At 64.7% G+C, this 18,070-nt stretch carries 17 protein-coding genes; 4 read left to right on the top strand and 13 right to left on the bottom strand.

Annotation, left to right across the window (positions count from 1 at the left end):
- The first annotated feature begins 135 nt into the window (after positions 1-135).
- Positions 136-1,077 carry an ornithine cyclodeaminase family protein gene (locus tag JQ566_RS03165; RefSeq protein ID WP_212369826.1) on the top strand — a complete coding sequence of 314 codons (942 nt, stop codon included), beginning with the start codon at positions 136-138 and terminating at the stop codon, positions 1,075-1,077.
- A 36-nt stretch (positions 1,078-1,113) separates the two neighbouring features.
- On the opposite strand, the gene JQ566_RS03160 is transcribed toward JQ566_RS03165, so the two are convergent.
- The gene (locus JQ566_RS03160) at positions 1,114-1,554 is read right to left on the bottom strand and encodes a flagellar basal body rod protein FlgC (RefSeq protein WP_212371464.1); all 441 of its coding nucleotides are present in this window, start codon (positions 1,552-1,554) and stop codon (positions 1,114-1,116) included.
- A gap of 117 nt (positions 1,555-1,671) precedes the next feature.
- Positions 1,672-2,721 (bottom strand): hydroxyacid dehydrogenase, encoded by a 1,050-nt coding sequence (locus JQ566_RS03155; protein ID WP_212369823.1) that lies wholly within the window; start codon positions 2,719-2,721, stop codon positions 1,672-1,674.
- 244 nt (positions 2,722-2,965) lie between these two features.
- On the opposite strand from JQ566_RS03155, the gene JQ566_RS03150 reads away from it, so the two are divergent.
- The 3 genes from JQ566_RS03150 to JQ566_RS03140 all read left to right on the top strand — a co-directional run bounded on the left by JQ566_RS03150 (position 2,966) and on the right by JQ566_RS03140 (position 4,605).
- Positions 2,966-3,532: a thiamine pyrophosphate-binding protein gene (locus tag JQ566_RS03150; protein WP_212369820.1), complete on the top strand. Its 567-nt coding sequence runs from the start codon at positions 2,966-2,968 to the stop codon at positions 3,530-3,532.
- A 10-nt stretch (positions 3,533-3,542) separates the two neighbouring features.
- Entirely contained in the window at positions 3,543-4,151 is a 609-nt protein-coding gene (locus JQ566_RS03145) for a thiamine pyrophosphate-dependent enzyme (RefSeq protein WP_212369817.1), read from the top strand.
- 76 nt (positions 4,152-4,227) lie between these two features.
- On the top strand, positions 4,228-4,605 hold the full coding sequence (locus tag JQ566_RS03140) for a VanZ family protein (protein WP_212369812.1): 378 nt from the start codon (positions 4,228-4,230) through the stop codon (positions 4,603-4,605).
- Between the two features lie 40 nt (positions 4,606-4,645).
- Here the strand turns inward: JQ566_RS03140 and JQ566_RS03135 are convergent, their stop codons facing one another.
- The 11 genes from JQ566_RS03135 to JQ566_RS03085 all read right to left on the bottom strand — a co-directional run bounded on the left by JQ566_RS03135 (position 4,646) and on the right by JQ566_RS03085 (position 18,017).
- Positions 4,646-5,029: a DUF1236 domain-containing protein gene (locus JQ566_RS03135; RefSeq protein WP_212369809.1), complete on the bottom strand. Its 384-nt coding sequence runs from the start codon at positions 5,027-5,029 to the stop codon at positions 4,646-4,648.
- A 117-nt stretch (positions 5,030-5,146) separates the two neighbouring features.
- The gene (locus tag JQ566_RS03130) at positions 5,147-6,070 is read right to left on the bottom strand and encodes a 2-hydroxy-3-oxopropionate reductase (protein WP_212369806.1); all 924 of its coding nucleotides are present in this window, start codon (positions 6,068-6,070) and stop codon (positions 5,147-5,149) included.
- 172 nt (positions 6,071-6,242) lie between these two features.
- Positions 6,243-7,028: a hydroxypyruvate isomerase gene (hyi, locus tag JQ566_RS03125; RefSeq protein WP_212369803.1), complete on the bottom strand. Its 786-nt coding sequence runs from the start codon at positions 7,026-7,028 to the stop codon at positions 6,243-6,245.
- A gap of 11 nt (positions 7,029-7,039) precedes the next feature.
- Entirely contained in the window at positions 7,040-8,824 is a 1,785-nt protein-coding gene (gcl, locus tag JQ566_RS03120) for a glyoxylate carboligase (RefSeq protein WP_212369800.1), read from the bottom strand.
- Between the two features lie 153 nt (positions 8,825-8,977).
- Entirely contained in the window at positions 8,978-10,780 is a 1,803-nt protein-coding gene (locus JQ566_RS03115; protein ID WP_212369797.1) for an adenine deaminase C-terminal domain-containing protein, read from the bottom strand.
- 167 nt (positions 10,781-10,947) lie between these two features.
- Positions 10,948-11,727: an NYN domain-containing protein gene (locus tag JQ566_RS03110; RefSeq protein WP_212369791.1), complete on the bottom strand. Its 780-nt coding sequence runs from the start codon at positions 11,725-11,727 to the stop codon at positions 10,948-10,950.
- A gap of 52 nt (positions 11,728-11,779) precedes the next feature.
- Positions 11,780-13,279 carry a tripartite tricarboxylate transporter permease gene (locus tag JQ566_RS03105; protein ID WP_212369788.1) on the bottom strand — a complete coding sequence of 500 codons (1,500 nt, stop codon included), beginning with the start codon at positions 13,277-13,279 and terminating at the stop codon, positions 11,780-11,782.
- Positions 13,279-13,764: a tripartite tricarboxylate transporter TctB family protein gene (locus JQ566_RS03100; protein WP_212369785.1), complete on the bottom strand. Its 486-nt coding sequence runs from the start codon at positions 13,762-13,764 to the stop codon at positions 13,279-13,281. The genes JQ566_RS03105 and JQ566_RS03100 overlap by 1 nt, the downstream gene beginning before the upstream one ends.
- A complete protein-coding gene (locus JQ566_RS03095) occupies positions 13,761-14,729 on the bottom strand; it encodes a Bug family tripartite tricarboxylate transporter substrate binding protein (protein WP_212369782.1) in 969 nt (322 codons plus the stop codon). The genes JQ566_RS03100 and JQ566_RS03095 overlap by 4 nt, the downstream gene beginning before the upstream one ends.
- Positions 14,730-14,836: 107 nt before the next feature.
- Complete coding sequence (locus JQ566_RS03090) at positions 14,837-15,679, bottom strand: IclR family transcriptional regulator (RefSeq protein ID WP_212371463.1); 843 nt, start codon at positions 15,677-15,679, stop codon at positions 14,837-14,839.
- Positions 15,680-15,887: 208 nt separating this feature from the next.
- Positions 15,888-18,017 carry an acetate--CoA ligase family protein gene (locus tag JQ566_RS03085; protein ID WP_212369779.1) on the bottom strand — a complete coding sequence of 710 codons (2,130 nt, stop codon included), beginning with the start codon at positions 18,015-18,017 and terminating at the stop codon, positions 15,888-15,890.
- Positions 18,018-18,070 lie beyond the last annotated feature (53 nt).

Below are 18,070 nucleotides of genomic sequence, written 5' to 3'. Positions count from 1 at the left end.
TAATCCTATTTACGGCGGACAAGGGAAGGAGATTTTGACGCGGATCAAGGCTTGTCGAGTCCCGGCGGAAGATTCGTTGCGGAACCTGCCGCGCGGGTTTATGGGCAAATGCCGGTCGCCAATAAGGAATTTGCCTTGCACTTTGTCTCCGATACCGAAGTCACGAAAGTTCTGACCTTTCCCATCCTGATTGCGGCCCTGGAAGAAGCGCATCGCCGGCCGAAGATGGAGGTGCTGGACGCCTTCCTTGGAGACGAGAGGGGTCAATACGTCATCCGCAGCGCCGTCGATCCCGGCCGATACATGGCCAGCAAGATGTTCACCAGCTTTCCGGCCAATCTGGCCGAAGGCAAGATACCGGCGGTGCAGGCCGTGTGCGTGCTGTTCGACGGCGCCAATGGGCGGCCGCTGGCGGCGATGGACGGGACCGAGATCACGCATTGGCGCACCGCAGCCGACTCCGCGCTGGCCACGAAACTGCTCGCCCCGCCCGATCCCGAGACGCTGCTCTGCGTCGGCGCCGGCGAGATGTCCGAATGGCTGATCCGGGGTCATCGCACCGTGCGCCCGTCGCTCGAGCGCGTGCTGATCTGGAATCGAAGTCCAGACCGGGCCGTGGATCTCGCTCAGCGCTTGGCGAAGTCCGGCATCAAGGCGGAAGCAATCGCGGATCTCGACGCCGCAACGCGCGAGGCCGATGTCATCACCACCTGCACCCGCGCGCATCAGCCGCTGATCAAGGGCCGCAATCTGCGGCCGGGCACGCATCTGGACCTCGTCGGCGGCTACACGCCGCAAACCCGTGAGGCCGATGACGAGGCGGCCAAGCGCTCCCGCGTCTTCGTGGACCGGCGGGAATCCGCCTTCCACGGCGTCGGCGACATCCTGCAGCCGATCGCGAGCGGCGCGATCAGCGAGGCGGACGTCCTCGGCGACCTCTACGATCTCGCCGGCGGCCGGGTACAGGGGCGAACGTCACCGTCCGACATCACGTTCTTCAAGAACGCGGGCGGCGGCCATCTCGACCTCATGACCTGTGAGGCCGTGTTCCAGCAGCTCGGCGCAAAGCTGGGGTAGTGGCCCAGGCTGGCGAGACGCGGCCGACGTCAACCCTCACGCCTTGATGTCGAGGAGCGTGTCTTCCGTCTCGGCGTAGGCCTGAATGACCTTCGCATTGGCAATGAAGCTGTACTTTGCGGTCGCCAGCTGAGCGAATTCGCTAGCAAGATCGACATTCGGCGCTGCGACCAGGCCGTCCTGGTTTGCGAAGGGAGCGCTCGGGTCGGATTGCGCGGTATAGCTCGGCGACACCGTCGATACGGTCGCAACCGTACCGCCCGGCGTCGAACCGCTCGACTGGGAGACCTGGTCGACTCGTAACGGCACGTAGGCTGCAGGAAACGTTGGAGCGATGCCCGCACCGGCCGATGCGCTCGATCCGCCTGACGCGGGTAGCGGGCCGGTCGTGCTGATGTTGGCGATATTGCTCGCGGCCACGTTCACGCGCAAACTCGCCGCAGAAAGTCCGGATGTCGCAATCGAAAGTATGCTCATGTTCCCTGATCTACAGGACAAGTCATACACGTTCATTCACGCCATCAGTAAAATCCGCCGCTTTCTGTTTTCATCCTCATAACCAACGATCGGCGCGCGACTAGGCTTCGCGCGCCCCTAGCCCGGCGTCACCCCAAAAGCCTGCTTGAAGCGCTCCGCATAACGCGGCCAGACCTCGGGATTGATGATGCGCGGCGGGCGCTTGCCGTCGAGCACATCCAGCACCTGTTCGGCGGCGATGCGGCCCATGTTCTGGCGCGCCTCGATGGTGACGCCTGCCGTGTGCGGGCTCGCCAGCACGTTATCGAACTGAAGCAGCGGATGCTCCGGCGGCGGCGGCTCCTTGGACCAGACGTCGAGGCCGGCACCCGCAATGCGCTTGTCGCGCAGCGCCTGGAGCAGCGCATCCTCGTCGTGGATGAAGCCGCGCGCGGTGGTTATGAAATAGGCATGCGGCTGCATCAGCGCGAATTCGCGCACGCTGATCATGTTGCGGCTACTCTTGTTCAGCGGGCAGGAGATCGAGACAAAATCGGCGCGGCGCAGCAGCTCGTCGAGCTCGACCTTCTCGCCGCCCCGCTCCGCCATCACCTCGGCCGTAAGGTACGGATCATAGGCCAGCACCTTCATGCCGAGCAGGCCCTTGCACAGCGCGGCGATGCGGCGACCGACATTGCCGAGGCCGATGATGCCGACGGTCTTGTGCTCGACCTCGTTGCCGACGAGATCGTTGCGGTTGACGTCGCGTTCGCGGCGCAGGCGCCGGTCGGACTGGATGATCCGCTTGGACAGCGTCAGCATCATCGCCAGCGCATGCTCGGCGACCGAATGGGCGTTGCCGCCGGACTGGTTGACGACTACGACGCCCGCCTCCGTGCAGGCCTCGACGTCGACGGGATCGAAGCCGGCGCCATTGCTGGAGACCAGCAGCAAATTCGGCGTCCGCTTCAGGAAGGCGGCATCGACGTGGAAATGCGGTGCCAGCTCGTCGCGGGCCGCGCCGATCTGGTAGACATGGGCCGCGCTCAGGATCGGCGCATAGAAATCTTCAGGGCTCTCGTTCTCGATCCGATCGAGCCGGACGTCGGGTCGCGCCTTCAGGATGTCGATATAGATCGGATTGGCCAGATATTTGACGTAGAAGACGCGCTTGTTGTTGACGGACATCAGGACCCTTCCGGCTCGCTCGCGAGGGAGCTTGGCAAGGTCGGCGCGACGCGCTCCCTCCGGTGCTTCCTCCCGTTTCTTCGTTGCCGCACTTATGACATTGCGGTGCCCGCCCCGGCAGGCCTTCTGGCGCAGATCACGGTACCGGCGCGGACATGTTGACAATCCCGCTGCCCGCGTCAAGTTCGGCAGACCGCCGCGACGGCCAGAACCAAGAAGCATGCGCGGCCCCAGGGAGGACGCAATGGCGATTGCGGAGCAACAGACCTCGTCCCAGGCAACCCAGGGAGCCGGCGACAGAAGCTGGCACGGCATCGTCCTGCAGACCCTGAAGCGGAACGAGATCAGCCTGATCCCTTACGTCCCCGACCGCGTGCTGACGCCGCTGATCAAGAACCTGCACGCCGATCCCTTCTTCACCACCTTCGCCACCGCCCGCGAGGAGGAAGCGGTCGGCATCGTCTCGGGCGCCTGGATGGGTGGCCGGCGCGGCGCGGTGCTGATGCAGACCTCCGGCTTTGCCACGCTCGCCAACGTGCTGGCCTCGCTCGCGGTGCCCTACCAGATTCCGCTGATCATGTTCGTGTCCGAGCGCGGCACGCTCGGCGAGTTCAACTACGGCCAGTCATTGGTCTGCCGCACCATGCGCCCGGTGCTGGATTCGCTGGCGTTGGAGCACCACACCATCACCCGGCTCGACGAGCTCGAATTCATTGCCGACCGCTCGATCAAGCAGGCCGTCACCACGCAGGCGCCGGTGGCGCTGATCCTCAACCCGCTGCTCACCGGCGGCAAGGTCTTCGACAAGTGAGGCCAGCCAAATGAATCAAGAATTGGACAATCGCAACACCAAGGTGATGAACCGGTTCGACGTCACCTCGCGCCTGATCGCAAAGCTCCGAAACGAGGAAGCCGTGATCGGCGGCATCGGCAACACCAATTTCGATCTCTGGGCCGCCGGCCACCGCCCGCAGAACTTCTACATGCTCGGCAGCATGGGCCTCGCCTTCTCGATCGCGCTTGGCGTGGCGCTGGCGCAGCCCGAGCGCCGCGTCTTCGCGCTCGAAGGCGACGGCTCGCTCTTGATGCAGCTCGGCGCGCTGTCGACGATTGCAGCCCTGAAGCCGAAGAACCTCACGATGATCGTGATGGACAACGGCATCTACCAGATCACCGGCGCGCAGCCGACACCGGCAGCGAACGTCGCCGACATCGTCGCCATCGCCATCGGCTCCGGTCTTGCCAACAGCGCCTGGGCCGCGGACGAGGAGGATTTCGAGCGGCTGGTCGACGATGCGATGGCTGCCTCCGAGCCCAACCTGATCGGCGTCAGGATCGACGATAAGCCGGGCGTGGGCACCACCCGCCGCGACCCCGTGCAGATCCGGGAACGCTTCATGCACGGCCTGGGCGTGCGCGAGCCGCTCTGACATTTTGTCATTAACTACACGGCGATCTGATACCAGCCTCGCGACAACCCGACCAAATCCGTGCTAAGCGGTCCGGATGTCCTTTTTCATTCGTACCTTTGCCTGGCTGCTCGCGGCCGCCGTCACTTTCGCCACTCTAGGTCCCCCCGGCCTGCGGCCTCATTCCGACCTCGGCCAGGACGGCGAACATGCGCTTGCCTTCATCCTGGTGGGATTGGCCTTCGGCCTCGCCTATCCGCGCCGGCGGCTGCTGAGCGCAGCGGCCGCGATCGTCCTGATTGGCGTGCTCGAGCTGATGCAATTTTGGGCACCCGGACGCCACGCCCGGCTGGAGGATTTTCTGGTCGATGCCGCCACCGCCTGGATCGGCTTTGCGCTCGCGGCCGCGGCCGATTGGCTGCTCACGCGCTTTCGCACAAGCTCCGCCGTGACAAGCGAAGGCCCCGCGGAGTGACACTCCGCAGGGCCTCAACCAGCGTATCGGGTTACGCAGATCAGTCGATGATCCTGACCACGCGGCGCGTGCGCGGCTCGACGATCACGCGGCGATCGTTCACGACCGCATAGCGATACTCGGTGTAGTTCGGCACGGGCCGCAGCACCACGGTCGGAGGCAGCGGCTCACCGACGACGACGCGCTCGTGAATCACGACGGAGTCATTACGCGGGATTCCGCCCAGCACCGCATTCGGAATTTCGAGCCCCGCGCCGACGGCCGCACCGACGGTGCCGCCGACCATCGCGCCGATCGGGCCGCCGATGTCGCCACCCGCACGCGCGCCGTCTCGGGCGCCCTTTTCGGTGGTCGACTGGGCAAAGGCTGCGCTCGACGCCAGCAGCGAGGCGGCAGCCACCGTAATCGCAAGACGGGTTTTCATATCCTTACGCCTCCAGTGATTGTTGTGCAGCTTCAACCCGCGGGGCCGGACCATTGTTCCGGTTCCCCCGCGACGAAAGATGCATCACACATCTGGAGAGTGTTACCGCGTAACAGTTCAGGTTGCGGCGATCTCGTGGCCCGCCATCAGTTCCAGCGCCCGCACCATGGCCGAGTGATCCCAGGCCTTGCCGCCATGCGCGGTGCAGGACGAGAACAATTGCTGCGCCACCGCCGTGCTCGGCAGCGAGAGGCCGAGTGCGCGCGCGCCTTCGAGCGCGAGGTTGAGATCCTTCTGGTGCAGCTCGATGCGGAAGCCCGGATCGAAATTGCGCTTCACCATGCGCTCGCCATGCACTTCGAGAATCCGCGACGAGGCAAAGCCGCCCATCAGCGCCTTGCGCACCAGCGCAGGATTCGCGCCGGCCTTGGATGCGAACAACAGCGCTTCGCTCACCGCCTCGATCGTCAGCGCGACGATGATCTGGTTGGCGACCTTCGTCGTCTGGCCGTCGCCATTGGCGCCGACATGCGTGACATTCTTGCCCATCTTGTCGAAGATCGGCTTCATGGTGCCGAAGGCCCGCTCCGGCCCGCCAACCATGATGGTCAGACTCGCAGCTTTTGCCCCGACCTCCCCGCCCGACACCGGCGCATCGAGATAATCCGCACCCAGCGCCTCGATCTTCTTCGCGAACTCCTTCGTCGCCAGCGGCGAGATCGAGCTCATGTCGACGACGATCTTGCCCTTGGAGATGCCGCTCGCGACGCCCTCCTTGCCGAACAGCACGGCTTCGACATGCGGCGTATCCGGCACCATGATGATGACGGCGTTCGCCTGCTCTGCGACTTCCCTGGCCGATTTGCAGGCGACACCGCCGGCCGCGATCAGCTCAGGCGCGACCGATGCGACGTCATGCAGGAGAACCCGATGGCCCGCAGTCAGAAGATGGCCGGCCATCGGCCGTCCCATGGTGCCAAGTCCGATGAAGCCGATATTGGTCATAGTTTGATTTCTCACAGTTGGGGTAGCAGAATTCATCCACGCATTCGGTGCACCTCTCCCGCTTGCGGGAGAGGTCGGCGCGGAGCGCCGGGTGAGGGTTCTCTCCACGTTGGGATTTCTTCCGCAAGGATCCCATCGCGGAGAACACCCTCTCCCGCAAGCGGGAGAGGGAGCGCACCGTCATCGCGGCCGCATCTGGCCCTAAATCTCACGTCTCGAACGTCTGCGCCGCGTGCCAGGAGAGGCCTTCCAGCGTCGTTGTGCGCGGCTTGTATTCGCAGCCGATCCAGCCGCGATAGCCGATCGCGTCGAGGTGGCGGAACAGGAAGGGATAGTTGATCTCGCCGGTGCCGGGCTCGTGGCGGCCGGGATTGTCGGCGAGCTGGATGTGGGCGATCTGGGGCAGATATTCCTGCATGGTGCGGGCGAGATCGCCCTCCATGATCTGCATGTGATAGATGTCGTACTGGATGAAGAGGTTGTTCGAGCGCACCTCCGAGATCAGCAGCACCGCCTGCTCGGTGCCGCTCAGATAGAAGCCGGGAATGTCGAGCGTATTGATGGGCTCGACCAGCAGCTTGATGTTCTCCCGCGCCAGCGTCGAGGCCGCGAAGCGCAAGTTTCCGACCAGGGTCTCTTGAAGCTCGCGCGGATCGGCGTCGACAGGAGCGATGCCGACGAGGCAATTGAGCTGCTCGCAATCGAGCGCCTTGGCATAGTCGATCGCGCGGAATACGCCGTCGCGGAATTCGGCGGTGCGGTCTGGCAGGATCGCGATGCCGCGCTCGCCCGCTGCCCAATTGCCTGCGGGGAGATTATGCAGCACCTGCGTCAGGCCGTGGGCCTCGAGCTGCTCGCGCAGCGGCGCCTTGTCGAAATCATAGGGGAAGAGATATTCGACCCCGGCAAAACCCGCCGCTTTCGCCGCGGCAAAGCGGTCGAGGAACGGCATCTCGTTGAAGAGCATGGTGAGGTTGGCGGCAAATTTCGGCATGATGCTCTCCCCTATTCCGCCGGCTGCAACGCGCGCGTGGTGCCGACTTCGTCGAGCGGAAGATCCAGAACCTCCTCGAACTCGACGATGTTGTCGATCTCGGTGCCCATCGCGATGTTGGTGACGCGTTCGAGAATGAACTCGACCACCACGGGCACGCGGTGCTTTGCCATCAATTCGCGCGCGGTGGCGAAGGCCGCCTGGGTGTCCTCAGGGCGGGTGACGCGGATCGCCTTGCAGCCGAGGCCTTCGGCGACCGCGACATGGTCGACGCCGTAGGCGCCGATCTCGGGCGCGTTGATGTTCTCGAAAGAGAGCTGGACGTGATAGTCCATGTCGAAGCCGCGCTGGGCCTGGCGGATCAGGCCGAGATAGGAATTGTTTACGACGACGTGGATGTAGGGCAGATTGAACTGCGCGCCGACCGCGAGCTCCTCGATCAGGAACTGAAAGTCGTAGTCGCCCGACAACGCGACGATCTCCCGATCCGGACATGCCGCGCGCACGCCGAGAGCAGCGGGCAGCGTCCAGCCGAGCGGACCCGCCTGCCCCGCGTTGATCCAGTTGCGCGGCTTGTAGACGCCCAGGAACTGCGCGCCGGCGATCTGCGACAGTCCGATGACGGTGACATAAGTCGTGTCGCGGCCGAACGCCTTGTTCATCTCCTCATAGACGCGCTGCGGCTTGATCGGGACGTTGTCGAAATGGCTCTTGCGCAGCATCGTCTTCTTGCGGTCGCGACAGGCCGCGGGCCACGCCTGGCGCTCGCGAAGCCTGCCTGACCGGCGCCACTCCCTAGCGACGGTGACGAACAGCTCCAGCGCGGCCCTGGCGTCCGAGACGATGCCGAGATCGGGATTGAACACGCGCCCGATCTGGGTCGGCTCGATGTCCACGTGAACGAATTTGCGGCCCTTGGTGTAGGTCTCGACCGAGCCGGTATGGCGGTTGGCCCAGCGGTTGCCGATGCCGAGCACGAAGTCGGATTCCAGCAGCGTGGCATTGCCGTAGCGATGGCTGGTCTGCAGGCCCACCATGCCGGCCATCAGCACGTGATCGTCGGGGATCGCGCCCCATCCCATCAGCGTCGGCACCACGGGCACGTTGGCGATCTCGGCGAACTCGACCAGCAGGTCGGATGCGTCGGCATTGATGATGCCGCCGCCCGCGACGATCAGCGGCCGTTCGGCGGAATTGAGCATCTCCAGCGCCTTCTCGACCTGCTTGCGGGTCGCGGCAGGCTTGTAGACCGGCAACGGCTCATAGGTCTCGTCGTCGAACTCGATCTCGGCGAGCTGCACGTCGAGGGGCATGTCGATCAACACCGGCCCCGGCCGGCCCGAGCGCATCACATGAAAGGCCTGGCTGAACACACGCGGCACCAGCGCAGGCTCACGCACCGTCACCGCCCATTTCGTCACGGGCTTTGCGATCGACTCGATGTCGACGGCCTGGAAGTCTTCCTTGTAGAGCCGCGCGCGCGGCGCCTGACCGGTGATGCAGAGGATCGGAATGGAATCGGCGATCGCCGAATAGAGCCCGGTGATCATGTCGGTGCCGGCCGGCCCTGAGGTGCCGATGCAGACGCCGATATTGCCGGCCTTCGCCCGGGTATAGCCCTCGGCCATGTGCGAGGCACCCTCGACATGGCGGGCCAGGATGTGGCGGATCGAGCCGCGCTTCTTCAGTGCCGAGTAAAGCGGATTGATCGCAGCCCCGGGAACACCGAAGGCGGTCGAGATGCCCTCCTTCTCCAGGATACGAACGGCTGCATCGACGGCTCGCATCTTCGCCATATCGGACCTCGCTCAAATTGCGTCAGCGAGCGAGATCATCGAATGCGCAGAAGCCGATCTCAACGAGATCGATTTTATTTTCCACGATGCGGCAGCCGTAGAAAAACCGCGCCGTTCTCAATCGGTTAGATCGCGGAATGCGTGAGAGAGGGATCACTCGAACAGCGGCGCCAATTCCATCTGCGGCACCAGCACGAGTCCCTTGTCGGTAATGCGAATTTCCGGAATGACCGATAGGGGAATCAAATTAAAGCCCATGTAGGGGATGGTGCAGCCGGCTTCGGCCCATTCTTTCTTCAGGACCTTGACCTCCTCGGCCACCTCCGTGACGCGCTTGTCGGACAGGAGCCCGGCGATCGGCAGCTGAACCAGCGCCCTCACCTTGCCGTCGGCGACGACGCAGACGCCGCCTTGCTGCTCCTTGATCGCAGCGATGGCGACCTGCATGTCGTCCTCGTTGGTGCCCGCGACGATGATGTTGTGGCTGTCATGCCCCACGCTGGAGGCAACCGCGCCGCGCTTCAGGCCGAAATCCTTGAGAAGGCCATGGGCGACATTGCCCGCCGACTTGCCGTGACGCTCGACCACCGCGACGAAGCAGAGGCCGTAACGTGCAAACAGCGACGGCCAGTCTTTTGCGGGTTCGATCGCCACTTTCTCGTGGATCAGCGTGATGCCGGGCAGCGCGGTCTTGATCGCGTTGACGGTGCAGGCCTTCGCGGGCAGCTCCGGCGTCAACTTCAGCTTCTCCGGCAGCTTCACCGTCGCATAGGCCGCCTTCGGATATTGATAGCGCTGCGACAGCGCCTGATCGAGGCTCTCAGTGATCTTGCCGTGCTCGACCACGAGCTCGCCGCCATACCAGGTGCATCGCGGCTTGAGCTGATCGTCCATCAGCACGAGATCGGCGCGGCGACCGCCACCGAGCCCGCCGATATCGCCGTCCATCCCGAAGCGCGTGGCGCCGTGCAGCGAGCCCATCGACCAGGCCTGCTCCGGCGACATCCCCGCCTTCACCGCCTCCCGCACCACCCAGTCGAGCCCGAACAGCAGCAGATCGTCGGCGTCGCGGTCATCGGTGCACACGGCCGTGCGCTTATGCGAGGCCCCGAGCTCGGTGATCGTCCGGATGGCCTGCGGCAGCGAATGCCAGGGCGTCGTCGGCGGACCGCCGCGCAGGAACACCCAGACGCCGGCGTCGAGCAGATCGTCGGCGATGTCGCGGTCGATCGCCTCATGCGTGTCGGTGACGCCGCTCGCCGCATAGGCCGCGACGAATTCGCGGCCGTAGACATGGCCGGATACCGGCCGTCCCCGCTTCAAGGCGGCGGCGAGGATCGCGTGGCTGCGCTCGTCGCCCATTGTCACAGGCACAAAGTCCATCTTCTCACCGAGCGCCACCGCTTCGGGCCAGCGGTCGAATAGGCCGGCGATCTTGTCCGGCGTGAGGTCGCCGCCCGCCGTCTCGAGCTCCGCCGAAGTCGCAGGGACGGTCGACGGCACCGTCAGGAAGATCGAGAGCGGCGCCTCGCGCGCATCTTCCAGCATCGCCTCGACGCCGGCGACGTCCATCACATTGCCGATCTCGTGGCTGTCACAAAAGATCGTCGTGGTGCCGTTGAGCAGCGCGGCCTCGGCATAGGCGCAGGCCGTCACCATCGAGGATTCGATATGGATGTGCGGATCGACGAGGCCCGGCGCGATGATGCCGCCGGCGGCGTCGTAAAGCGGCACGTTGGGCCAAGCTTTTTTCGCTGCGCCTGCCGGCTTGACCGCCGCTATGCGGCCTCCGGTAATCCAGACCTCGCGGTTCGACTGGATGCGCTCCGAATAGGTCGAGAGCACCCGCGCGCCTGATATGACGAGATCAGGCGCGCCGCGGGCCGACGCAACATCAGCGAGGTGCCGCGTCATGCTGTGCAGCGGCGCAACCGAGAAACGAGTGAGTTTGGTCATCGGGGGCTCTCGCGAAACCAGGGACAGCCCAGCGATGGTTGCGCCCCGCGCGTGCGAGGGGCAAGATCAAAATAAAACGGCACCCTTGCTTACACATCGGGCAGCGTGGCCGGCCCCTGTTCGGGCCAAAGCGGGTTTGTGCGATGCGCAGGACGATCTGCTCGCGATCAGCTCTTGGCTTCCTCGGGCTTTCGCCGGGAACGCCGTTTCGGCGCCGGCGCGGCCACCGTCACGGGCTTGACACGTATCCGCACCGATCCCTTCGACTGGTCGAGGTCGAAGGCGTTGGTCTTGCGCACCAGGTCGATCAACTTTCGTGAGCCGTAGGTCCGCGGATCGAAATCCGATGCCAGGTTGGTCACCTGCTTTCCAACGACGCCAAGCTCGACCCAACCGTCTTCGCTTTCTGTCTGGCTGATGACGTTCTTGATGATTGAGGTCGCGGCCTCCGGCGGCTGCAGCGAGCGCGGCGGGGACGCGGCATCCCGATTATTCACCACGCCGCCGCGCAAATTTTCGGTGTAGACGAACTTCCGGCAGGCCTGCCGAAAACTCTCCGGCGTCTTCTGCTCGCCAAACCCGAACACGTCGATGCCGTGCTCGCGGATGCGCGCGGCGAGCCGGGTGAAGTCGCTGTCCGACGAGACCAGGCAGAAGCCATTGAAGCGGCCACTGTGCAGCAGATCCATCGCGTCGATCACGAGCGTGATGTCGGACGCATTCTTGCCGGTCGTATAGGCGAATTGCTGCTGCGGGATGATGGCGTGCTTCGCCAAAATGTCGGCCCAGCCCTTCGAACGGGCATTGGAGAAATCGCCGTAGATGCGGCGAACGCTGGCCTCGCCGATTTTTGCAATTTCCTCGAACAGCCCATCTGCGATCTTCGCCGACGTATTGTCAGCGTCGATTAGGACGGCGAGACGGGGCGAGCGAATTTCCGACGGCATGGCGTTCCCCACGGGATGGACGCAGCATTAGAACATGCGTGCGTCGAAACATCTAATCCTCGTTCGCCTTGAACCGGCCGAGACCCTTCAAGACGAAGGGCGCCAGCAGCGCGATCAGCGCGACGCCGAGCAGCGTCGCCGAGATCGGGCTCTGCAGCAGCGCCATGGGATCGCCGAGGCTGATCGCGAGCGCGCGGCGGAGCTGGCTCTCGGCGATCGGGCCGAGGATCAGGCCGACCACGACCGGCGCGATCGGGAAGTCGAACCGGCGCATCAGGAAGCCGAGCACGCCGAAACCGGCCAGCATCGACAATTCGACCACCGACGGCTTTGCCGCGATGGTGCCCATGGTCGCGAACACGAGGATGCCGGCATAGAGCCACGGCTGCGGAATCGCGAGCAGCCGCACCCACAGGCCGACCAGCGGCAGGTTGAGCACCAGCAGCATCATGTTGGCGATGAACAGGCTTGCGATCAGACCCCACACGAGGTCAGGCCGCTCGGCGAACAGCAGCGGCCCCGGGTTGAGGCCGTATTGCTGGAAGCCCGCCAGCATCATCGCGGCGGTCGCCGAGGTCGGCAATCCCAGCGTCAAGAGCGGCACCAGCGTGCCGGCGGCCGACGCGTTGTTGGCCGCTTCCGGTCCGGCGACACCTTCGATCGCGCCCTTGCCGAATTCTTCGGGATGCTTCGTCAGCCGCTTCTCGGTCGAATAGGACAGGAAGGTCGGAATCTCAGCACCGCCTGCGGGCAGTGCGCCGATCGGAAAGCCGAACATGGTGCCGCGCAGCCACGGCTTCCAAGACCGCTTCCAGTCCTCCTTGGTCATCCACAGCGAGCCGCGCACCGGCTCGAGTTTCTCCTCGGTGTGGTGGCGTCGCGATGCGACATAGAGCGCCTCGCCGACCGCGAACAGGCCGACCGCAAGCGTCGTCACCTCGACGCCGTCGAGCAATTCAGGGACGCCGAACGCAAGCCGCGCCTGCCCCGTCAGCTTGTCGATGCCGACGAGGCCGAGCGTCAGGCCGATGAACAGGCTGGTCAGGCCGCGGACCGGGGAATCGCCGAAGGTCGCCGACACCGTGACGAAGGCAACGCACATCAGCGCGAAATAATCCTCGGGGCCGAAGCGCACGGCGAAATCGACGAGCCATGGTGCGAGGAACGCCAGCCCGATGGTGGCGATGGTGCCGGCGACGAAGGAGCCGATCGCGGATGTCGCAAGCGCCGGCCCGCCGCGGCCGGCCTTGGCCATCTTGTTGCCCTCGAGCGCCGTCGCCATCGAGGCGCTCTCGCCGGGCGTGTTGATGAGGATCGCGGTGGTCGAGCCGCCATACATGCCGCCATAATAGATGCCGGCGAACATGATCAGCGAGCCGCCGGGATCGAGCTTGTAAGTGACAGGCAGCAGCAGCGCGACCGTCAAGGCGGGGCCGATGCCGGGCAGCACGCCCACAGCCGTGCCGAGGAACACGCCGATCAGCGCGTAAAGCAGGTTCATCGGCTGGACGGCGACCGCCATGCCATGCGCCAGCGCGGCAAAGGTATCCATCACAGCAATCGCTCCAGCGGGCCCGCAGGCAGGCTCAGCGTCAACAACCGGTCGAACGCGAGATAGATGAGGGTCGACATCACGAGGGCGATGATGGAATCGACAAGGATGGCGCGGCGTCCGAACGCCGCCGACGTCGTCACGAACAGCGCCGAGGTCGCCAGGATGAAGCCGCCGCCGAAGCCGATGATGGCGATCAGAAGCGCAAGGCCAATGAGGATCAAGACCACCGGCACGGGATCGGAACTCTCGCGCACCGGCAGGTTACCGCGCAACGCGTCGATGAAATTGCCGATCGCAAGCAGCGCAAGGCCGGACGCGACCACGACCGGCATCGCCTCGGGCCCCATCCCGTACATCGCGGTGGATGGCAGGCCGCGCGCATCCCAGACCAGCACCACGGCGAGACCTGCGAGCAATGCAGCGATGACGAGGCCGGCGCGGTCGACGCGCCGCGGCGGCTGGACGGGATCGCCTGAGGTCATGACTTGACCAGGCCGACCGATTTCAGCACGTCAGTGACCCGCACGGTTTCCTTCTTCAGGAAGTCGGCGAAGGCCTCGCCGCCGAGATAGGCGTCCTCCCAGCCCTTCTGCTTGAGGATCTCCTTCCAAGCGTCAGACTTCACCATCTTCTCGACCGCATCACTCAAGGTCTTGCGCTGCTCCGGCGTGATGCCGGGAGGCGCGACCACCGAGCGCCAGTTGGCGATCACGAGGTCGATGCCCTGCTCCTTGAAAGTCGGGATGTCGCTGCCTGCGATGCGCTTCTCCGAGGTCACGCCGATCGCGCGCAGCTTGCCGGACTTGATCTGCCCTTCATATTCGCTCAGCCCCGAAATGCCCGCGGTGACCTTGCCGCCGAGGATCGCCGCCAGCGACTCGCCGCCGCCGGAGAACGGGATGTAGTTGATCTTCTTCGCATCGGCGCCGACGGCGCCGGCGAACAAGGCCGCCATCACATGGTCGACGCCGCCGGCCGAGCCGCCGGCAAAGGTGACCTTGGCGATATCCGCCTTCACCGCGGCGGCCAGATCCTGCGCATTCTTGATCGGCGAATTCGCGGGAACCACGATCACCTGGATTTCCTCGGTGAGGCGCGCGATCGGCGTCACCTGCTCCAGCGTCACCGGCGACTTGTTCATGGCGAGCGCGCCGACCATGACGAAGCCATTGACCATCATCTGGTTGCCGTCGCCCTTGGCGCCGTTGACGAACTGCGCGATGCCGACGCTGCCGCCTGCACCGGGAACGTTGGTGACCTGCACGCTGCGGGCGACGCCCGAAGCCACCAGCGCCTGCTGCATCGAGCGCGCCGTCTGGTCCCATCCCCCGCCCGGGGCCGCCGGCGCCATCAGCTTGAGCTCAAGCTGTTGGGCAAAGGTCGGATTGGCTGCCGCCAGGGTCAGCGCGACGGCTGCGCCGACAAGGCGCACGGGAAATCGGAACATGGGGGCATCTCCAGGCTCATGCGGACGTTTGCCGCATTGTGTCGTTTGGTCGCATATCAACCAAAACGGCCGATGCTGTCCAGTGAGATCCCCCTCAGAGTCTTCGGTTAGCGGGGCGCCGGGATCACCCCGCCAAGCGCGGCCGTCAGTTCGGCAGCAACATCCCGGACGATTTGCCCGATCTCCGGCAAACGTTCGTCGGTGACGCGGCTGGTCATGCCGGATACGGAGATCGCGGCAAGCGGTTCGGCGAGTGCGTTGTATACCACGGCAGCCACGCAGCGCAGGCCGATCTGCGCCTCCTCATTGTCGACCGCAAAGCCCTGCTTGCGGATCCTTTCGAGTTCCTTGAACAGGTCACTCGGCCGCACGATCGACTTCTCGGTCAGGCGGGGCATGCCGTGATGGCGGATGACGGCGCCGACGTCCTCGTCCGAATAGGTTGCGAGCACCGCTTTGCCGACGCCGGAGGTCACCATGGGGACGCGGCCGCCGACCTTGGTCAGCGAGCGCATGATCTCGCGGCTTTCCATACGGGTCAGCACGATGATGAACTCATCGTCGACGACGGCGAGATTGGCCGTCTCGCGGGTGAGATCCCGCAGCTTGCGCAAGTATGGAATCGCCTGCGCGGAGAAATTGCGCCGCCGCGCAAAGCTGGCGCCGACCGTGAAGCTGCGCACGCCGACATGCCATTTGGATTCGCCACGGTCGAACTGCACGAAGCGGCGACTTTCGAGGGTTGCGAGCAGTCGGTGCACGGTGGAGGCCGACAGACCGGTGCGGATCGCGAGATCGCTGAGACGATAACCTTCGTCGTCTTCGGCCAGCGTCTCGATGATCGACAGCGCGCGGTCGACGGATTGCACGCCGCCATCACGCGCCTCGTGCTCGGTCTCCAATGGCGACCGGACTTCGAGCGATTTGCGCCGGATCACGTTCTTGTTCATCGCGACCTGCATTTGCCAATCAGACAAGACGCGAGCCGCCTCTTCTCCCTCTCCCCGTTCTTACGGGGCCGCAACGAGCTTCGCTCGCGCTGAGAGGGCTGGGGTGAGGGGCTATCTCCACAAAGACGGTGAGAGATGGACTCGCGGAGAGTCCCCCTCACCCGGAATTCCGGCCTCTCCCCGCGTGCGGGGAGAGGCGAACGCAGGCTCAGAGCAGCCCTGCCCCGCGCGCCCACTTGTACTTGGCGCCGAGGACCTCGACCGGCAGCTCGGTCGAATAAGCATAGGCCGGGATGCCGTTCTGGTAGAGATATTCGGCGGCTTCCTCGACCTCGACGTCGCCGGCGAGAGACGCGACCATCGGCTTCACGAAGCCCTTGGCTTCCATCTCCTTCTTCACCTCGACCATGTTGCGGGCGAACACCATCGGCGGGGTGACGATGGTGTGCCAGTAGCCGAGGATCAGAGCGTGGATGCGCTCGTCCGACAGGCCGAGCTTCACGGTGTTGACGTAGGTGATCGGCGGCTCGCCGCCGGTGATATCCACAGGATTTCCGGCCGCACCGAACGGTGGGATGAACTTGCGGAAGGCCGCATCGAGATCCGGCGGCATCGACATCAGCGACAGGCCGTTGTCGACGCAGGAGTCCGACAGCAGCACGCCCGAGCCGCCGGCACCGGTGATGATCAGCACGTTCTCGCCCTTCGGCGTCGGCAGTACCGGCACGCCGCGGGCGAATTCGAGCAGCTGGCGCAAGCTGCGGGCGCGGATCACGCCGGACTGCTTGAACACGTCCTCGTAGATGCGGTCGTTGCCGGCGAGCGCGCCGGTGTGCGAGGACGCAGCCTTCGCACCGGCCGAGGTGCGGCCGGCCTTGAGCACGACGACCGGCTTCTTCTTGGACACGCGCTTCGCGGCTTCCGCGAAGGCGCGGCCGTCCTTGAGGTCTTCGCAGTGCTGCGCGATCAAATTGGTGTTCGGGTCCTGCTCGAAGAAGGCGAGCAGATCATCCTCGTCGATGTCGGACTTGTTGCCGAGGCCGACGATCGCCGAGACGCCCATCTTGGCCGAGCGCGAGAAACCGATGATGGCCATGCCGATGCCGCCCGACTGCGACGACAGCGCCGCGTGGCCCTTGACGTCATAGGCGGTGCAGAAGGTCGCGCAGAGATTCGCAGGCGTATAATAGAAGCCGTAGATGTTCGGCCCCATCAGGCGGATGTCGTACTTCTTGCCGACCTCGACGATCTCGGCCTGCAGCTCCGGCGCGCCGGCTTCAGCGAAGCCCGAGGGAATCAGCACCGCGCCCGGAATTTTCTTCTCGCCGCATTCAGTAAGCGCGCCGGCGACGAATTTTGCCGGGATCGCAAACACCGCGACGTCGATCACGCCGGGCACGTCCTTGACGCTCTTATAGGCCTTGTAGCCGAGGATCTCGGCGGCCTTGGGATGGATCGGAATGATCTCACCCTTGTAGCCGCCGTTGATGAGGTTCTTCATCACGGAATTGCCGATCTTGCCATCCTCCGCGGAAGCGCCGATCACGGCGACCGCCTTCGGCTGCATGATGCGGTTCATCGCCGCGACGATCTCTTCGGTCGGACGCGGCTTGGGCTTCGGCTTGTAGGCGAAGTCGACGACGATGCGCACGTCGGCGGCAGTCGCGCCCTTCGGCGTCGCGAACACAGGATTGAGGTCGAGTTCGACGATCTCAGGAAAATCGGTGACGAGCTGCGAGACCTTGACGATGACGTCGGCGAGAGCGTTGCGGTTCACCGGCTCGCCGCCGCGCACGCCCTTCAGGATCTCATGCGCCTGAATGCCATCGAGCATCGAAAGCGCGTCTTCCTTCGTGGCAGGCGCGAGGCGGAAGGTGATGTCCTTCAAGACTTCGACCAGCACGCCGCCGAGGCCGAAGGCGACCAGCTTGCCGAACGAGCCGTCGGTGATCGAGCCGACGATGACCTCGGTGCCGCCGGCCAGCATCTGCTGCACCTGCACACCCTCGATCTTGGCATCGGACTTATATTTCTTGGCGTTGCCGAGAATGGTCTCGTAGGCCTTCTCGGCCTCTTCAGTCGTCTTGAGGCCGACGATGACGCCGCCGGCTTCGGTCTTGTGGAGAATGTCCGGCGAAACGATCTTCATCACGACCGGGAAGCCCATGGACGACGCCATCTTGCCGGCCTCGCCCGCCGACTTGGCCACGCCCTCCTTCGGGACCGGAATACCGTAGGCGTCGCAGACCAGCTTGCCTTCCGGAGCCGTCAGGCTGGTGCGGTTGTCCGCCCTGACCTGGTCAAGCACCTTGCGGACGGCATCTTTGGAATTGGACATGTGGCTTCTCCCTTGACCTCAGTTCGTTCTTTTCAAAGCGCGCGCGTGGTTAG

Origin of the sequence: Bradyrhizobium sp. SZCCT0231 (assembly GCF_018130245.1) — a bacterium.
Taxonomy (GTDB): Bacteria; Pseudomonadota; Alphaproteobacteria; order Rhizobiales; family Xanthobacteraceae; genus Bradyrhizobium; species Bradyrhizobium japonicum_F.
The sequence above is the reverse complement of the archived record's forward strand: the minus strand, read 5'-3'. Positions and strand labels throughout refer to the sequence as shown.

What these genes read in the sequence shown, in the direction of transcription:
- JQ566_RS03160 (WP_212371464.1), bottom strand. Translation starts at nt 1,554, where the DNA reads ATGAGCATACTTTCGATTGCGACATCCGGACTTTCTGCGGCGAGTTTG.
- JQ566_RS03155 (WP_212369823.1), bottom strand. Translation starts at nt 2,721, where the DNA reads ATGTCCGTCAACAACAAGCGCGTCTTCTACGTCAAATATCTGGCCAAT.
- JQ566_RS03150 (WP_212369820.1), top strand. Translation starts at nt 2,966, where the DNA reads ATGGCGATTGCGGAGCAACAGACCTCGTCCCAGGCAACCCAGGGAGCC.
- JQ566_RS03145 (WP_212369817.1), top strand. Translation starts at nt 3,543, where the DNA reads ATGAATCAAGAATTGGACAATCGCAACACCAAGGTGATGAACCGGTTC.
- JQ566_RS03140 (WP_212369812.1), top strand. Translation starts at nt 4,228, where the DNA reads ATGTCCTTTTTCATTCGTACCTTTGCCTGGCTGCTCGCGGCCGCCGTC.
- JQ566_RS03135 (WP_212369809.1), bottom strand. Translation starts at nt 5,029, where the DNA reads ATGAAAACCCGTCTTGCGATTACGGTGGCTGCCGCCTCGCTGCTGGCG.
- JQ566_RS03130 (WP_212369806.1), bottom strand. Translation starts at nt 6,070, where the DNA reads ATGAATTCTGCTACCCCAACTGTGAGAAATCAAACTATGACCAATATC.
- hyi (WP_212369803.1), bottom strand. Translation starts at nt 7,028, where the DNA reads ATGCCGAAATTTGCCGCCAACCTCACCATGCTCTTCAACGAGATGCCG.
- gcl (WP_212369800.1), bottom strand. Translation starts at nt 8,824, where the DNA reads ATGGCGAAGATGCGAGCCGTCGATGCAGCCGTTCGTATCCTGGAGAAG.
- JQ566_RS03115 (WP_212369797.1), bottom strand. Translation starts at nt 10,780, where the DNA reads ATGACCAAACTCACTCGTTTCTCGGTTGCGCCGCTGCACAGCATGACG.
- JQ566_RS03110 (WP_212369791.1), bottom strand. Translation starts at nt 11,727, where the DNA reads ATGCCGTCGGAAATTCGCTCGCCCCGTCTCGCCGTCCTAATCGACGCT.
- JQ566_RS03105 (WP_212369788.1), bottom strand. Translation starts at nt 13,279, where the DNA reads ATGGATACCTTTGCCGCGCTGGCGCATGGCATGGCGGTCGCCGTCCAG.
- JQ566_RS03100 (WP_212369785.1), bottom strand. Translation starts at nt 13,764, where the DNA reads ATGACCTCAGGCGATCCCGTCCAGCCGCCGCGGCGCGTCGACCGCGCC.
- JQ566_RS03095 (WP_212369782.1), bottom strand. Translation starts at nt 14,729, where the DNA reads ATGTTCCGATTTCCCGTGCGCCTTGTCGGCGCAGCCGTCGCGCTGACC.
- JQ566_RS03090 (WP_212371463.1), bottom strand. Translation starts at nt 15,679, where the DNA reads ATGAACAAGAACGTGATCCGGCGCAAATCGCTCGAAGTCCGGTCGCCA.
- JQ566_RS03085 (WP_212369779.1), bottom strand. Translation starts at nt 18,017, where the DNA reads ATGTCCAATTCCAAAGATGCCGTCCGCAAGGTGCTTGACCAGGTCAGG.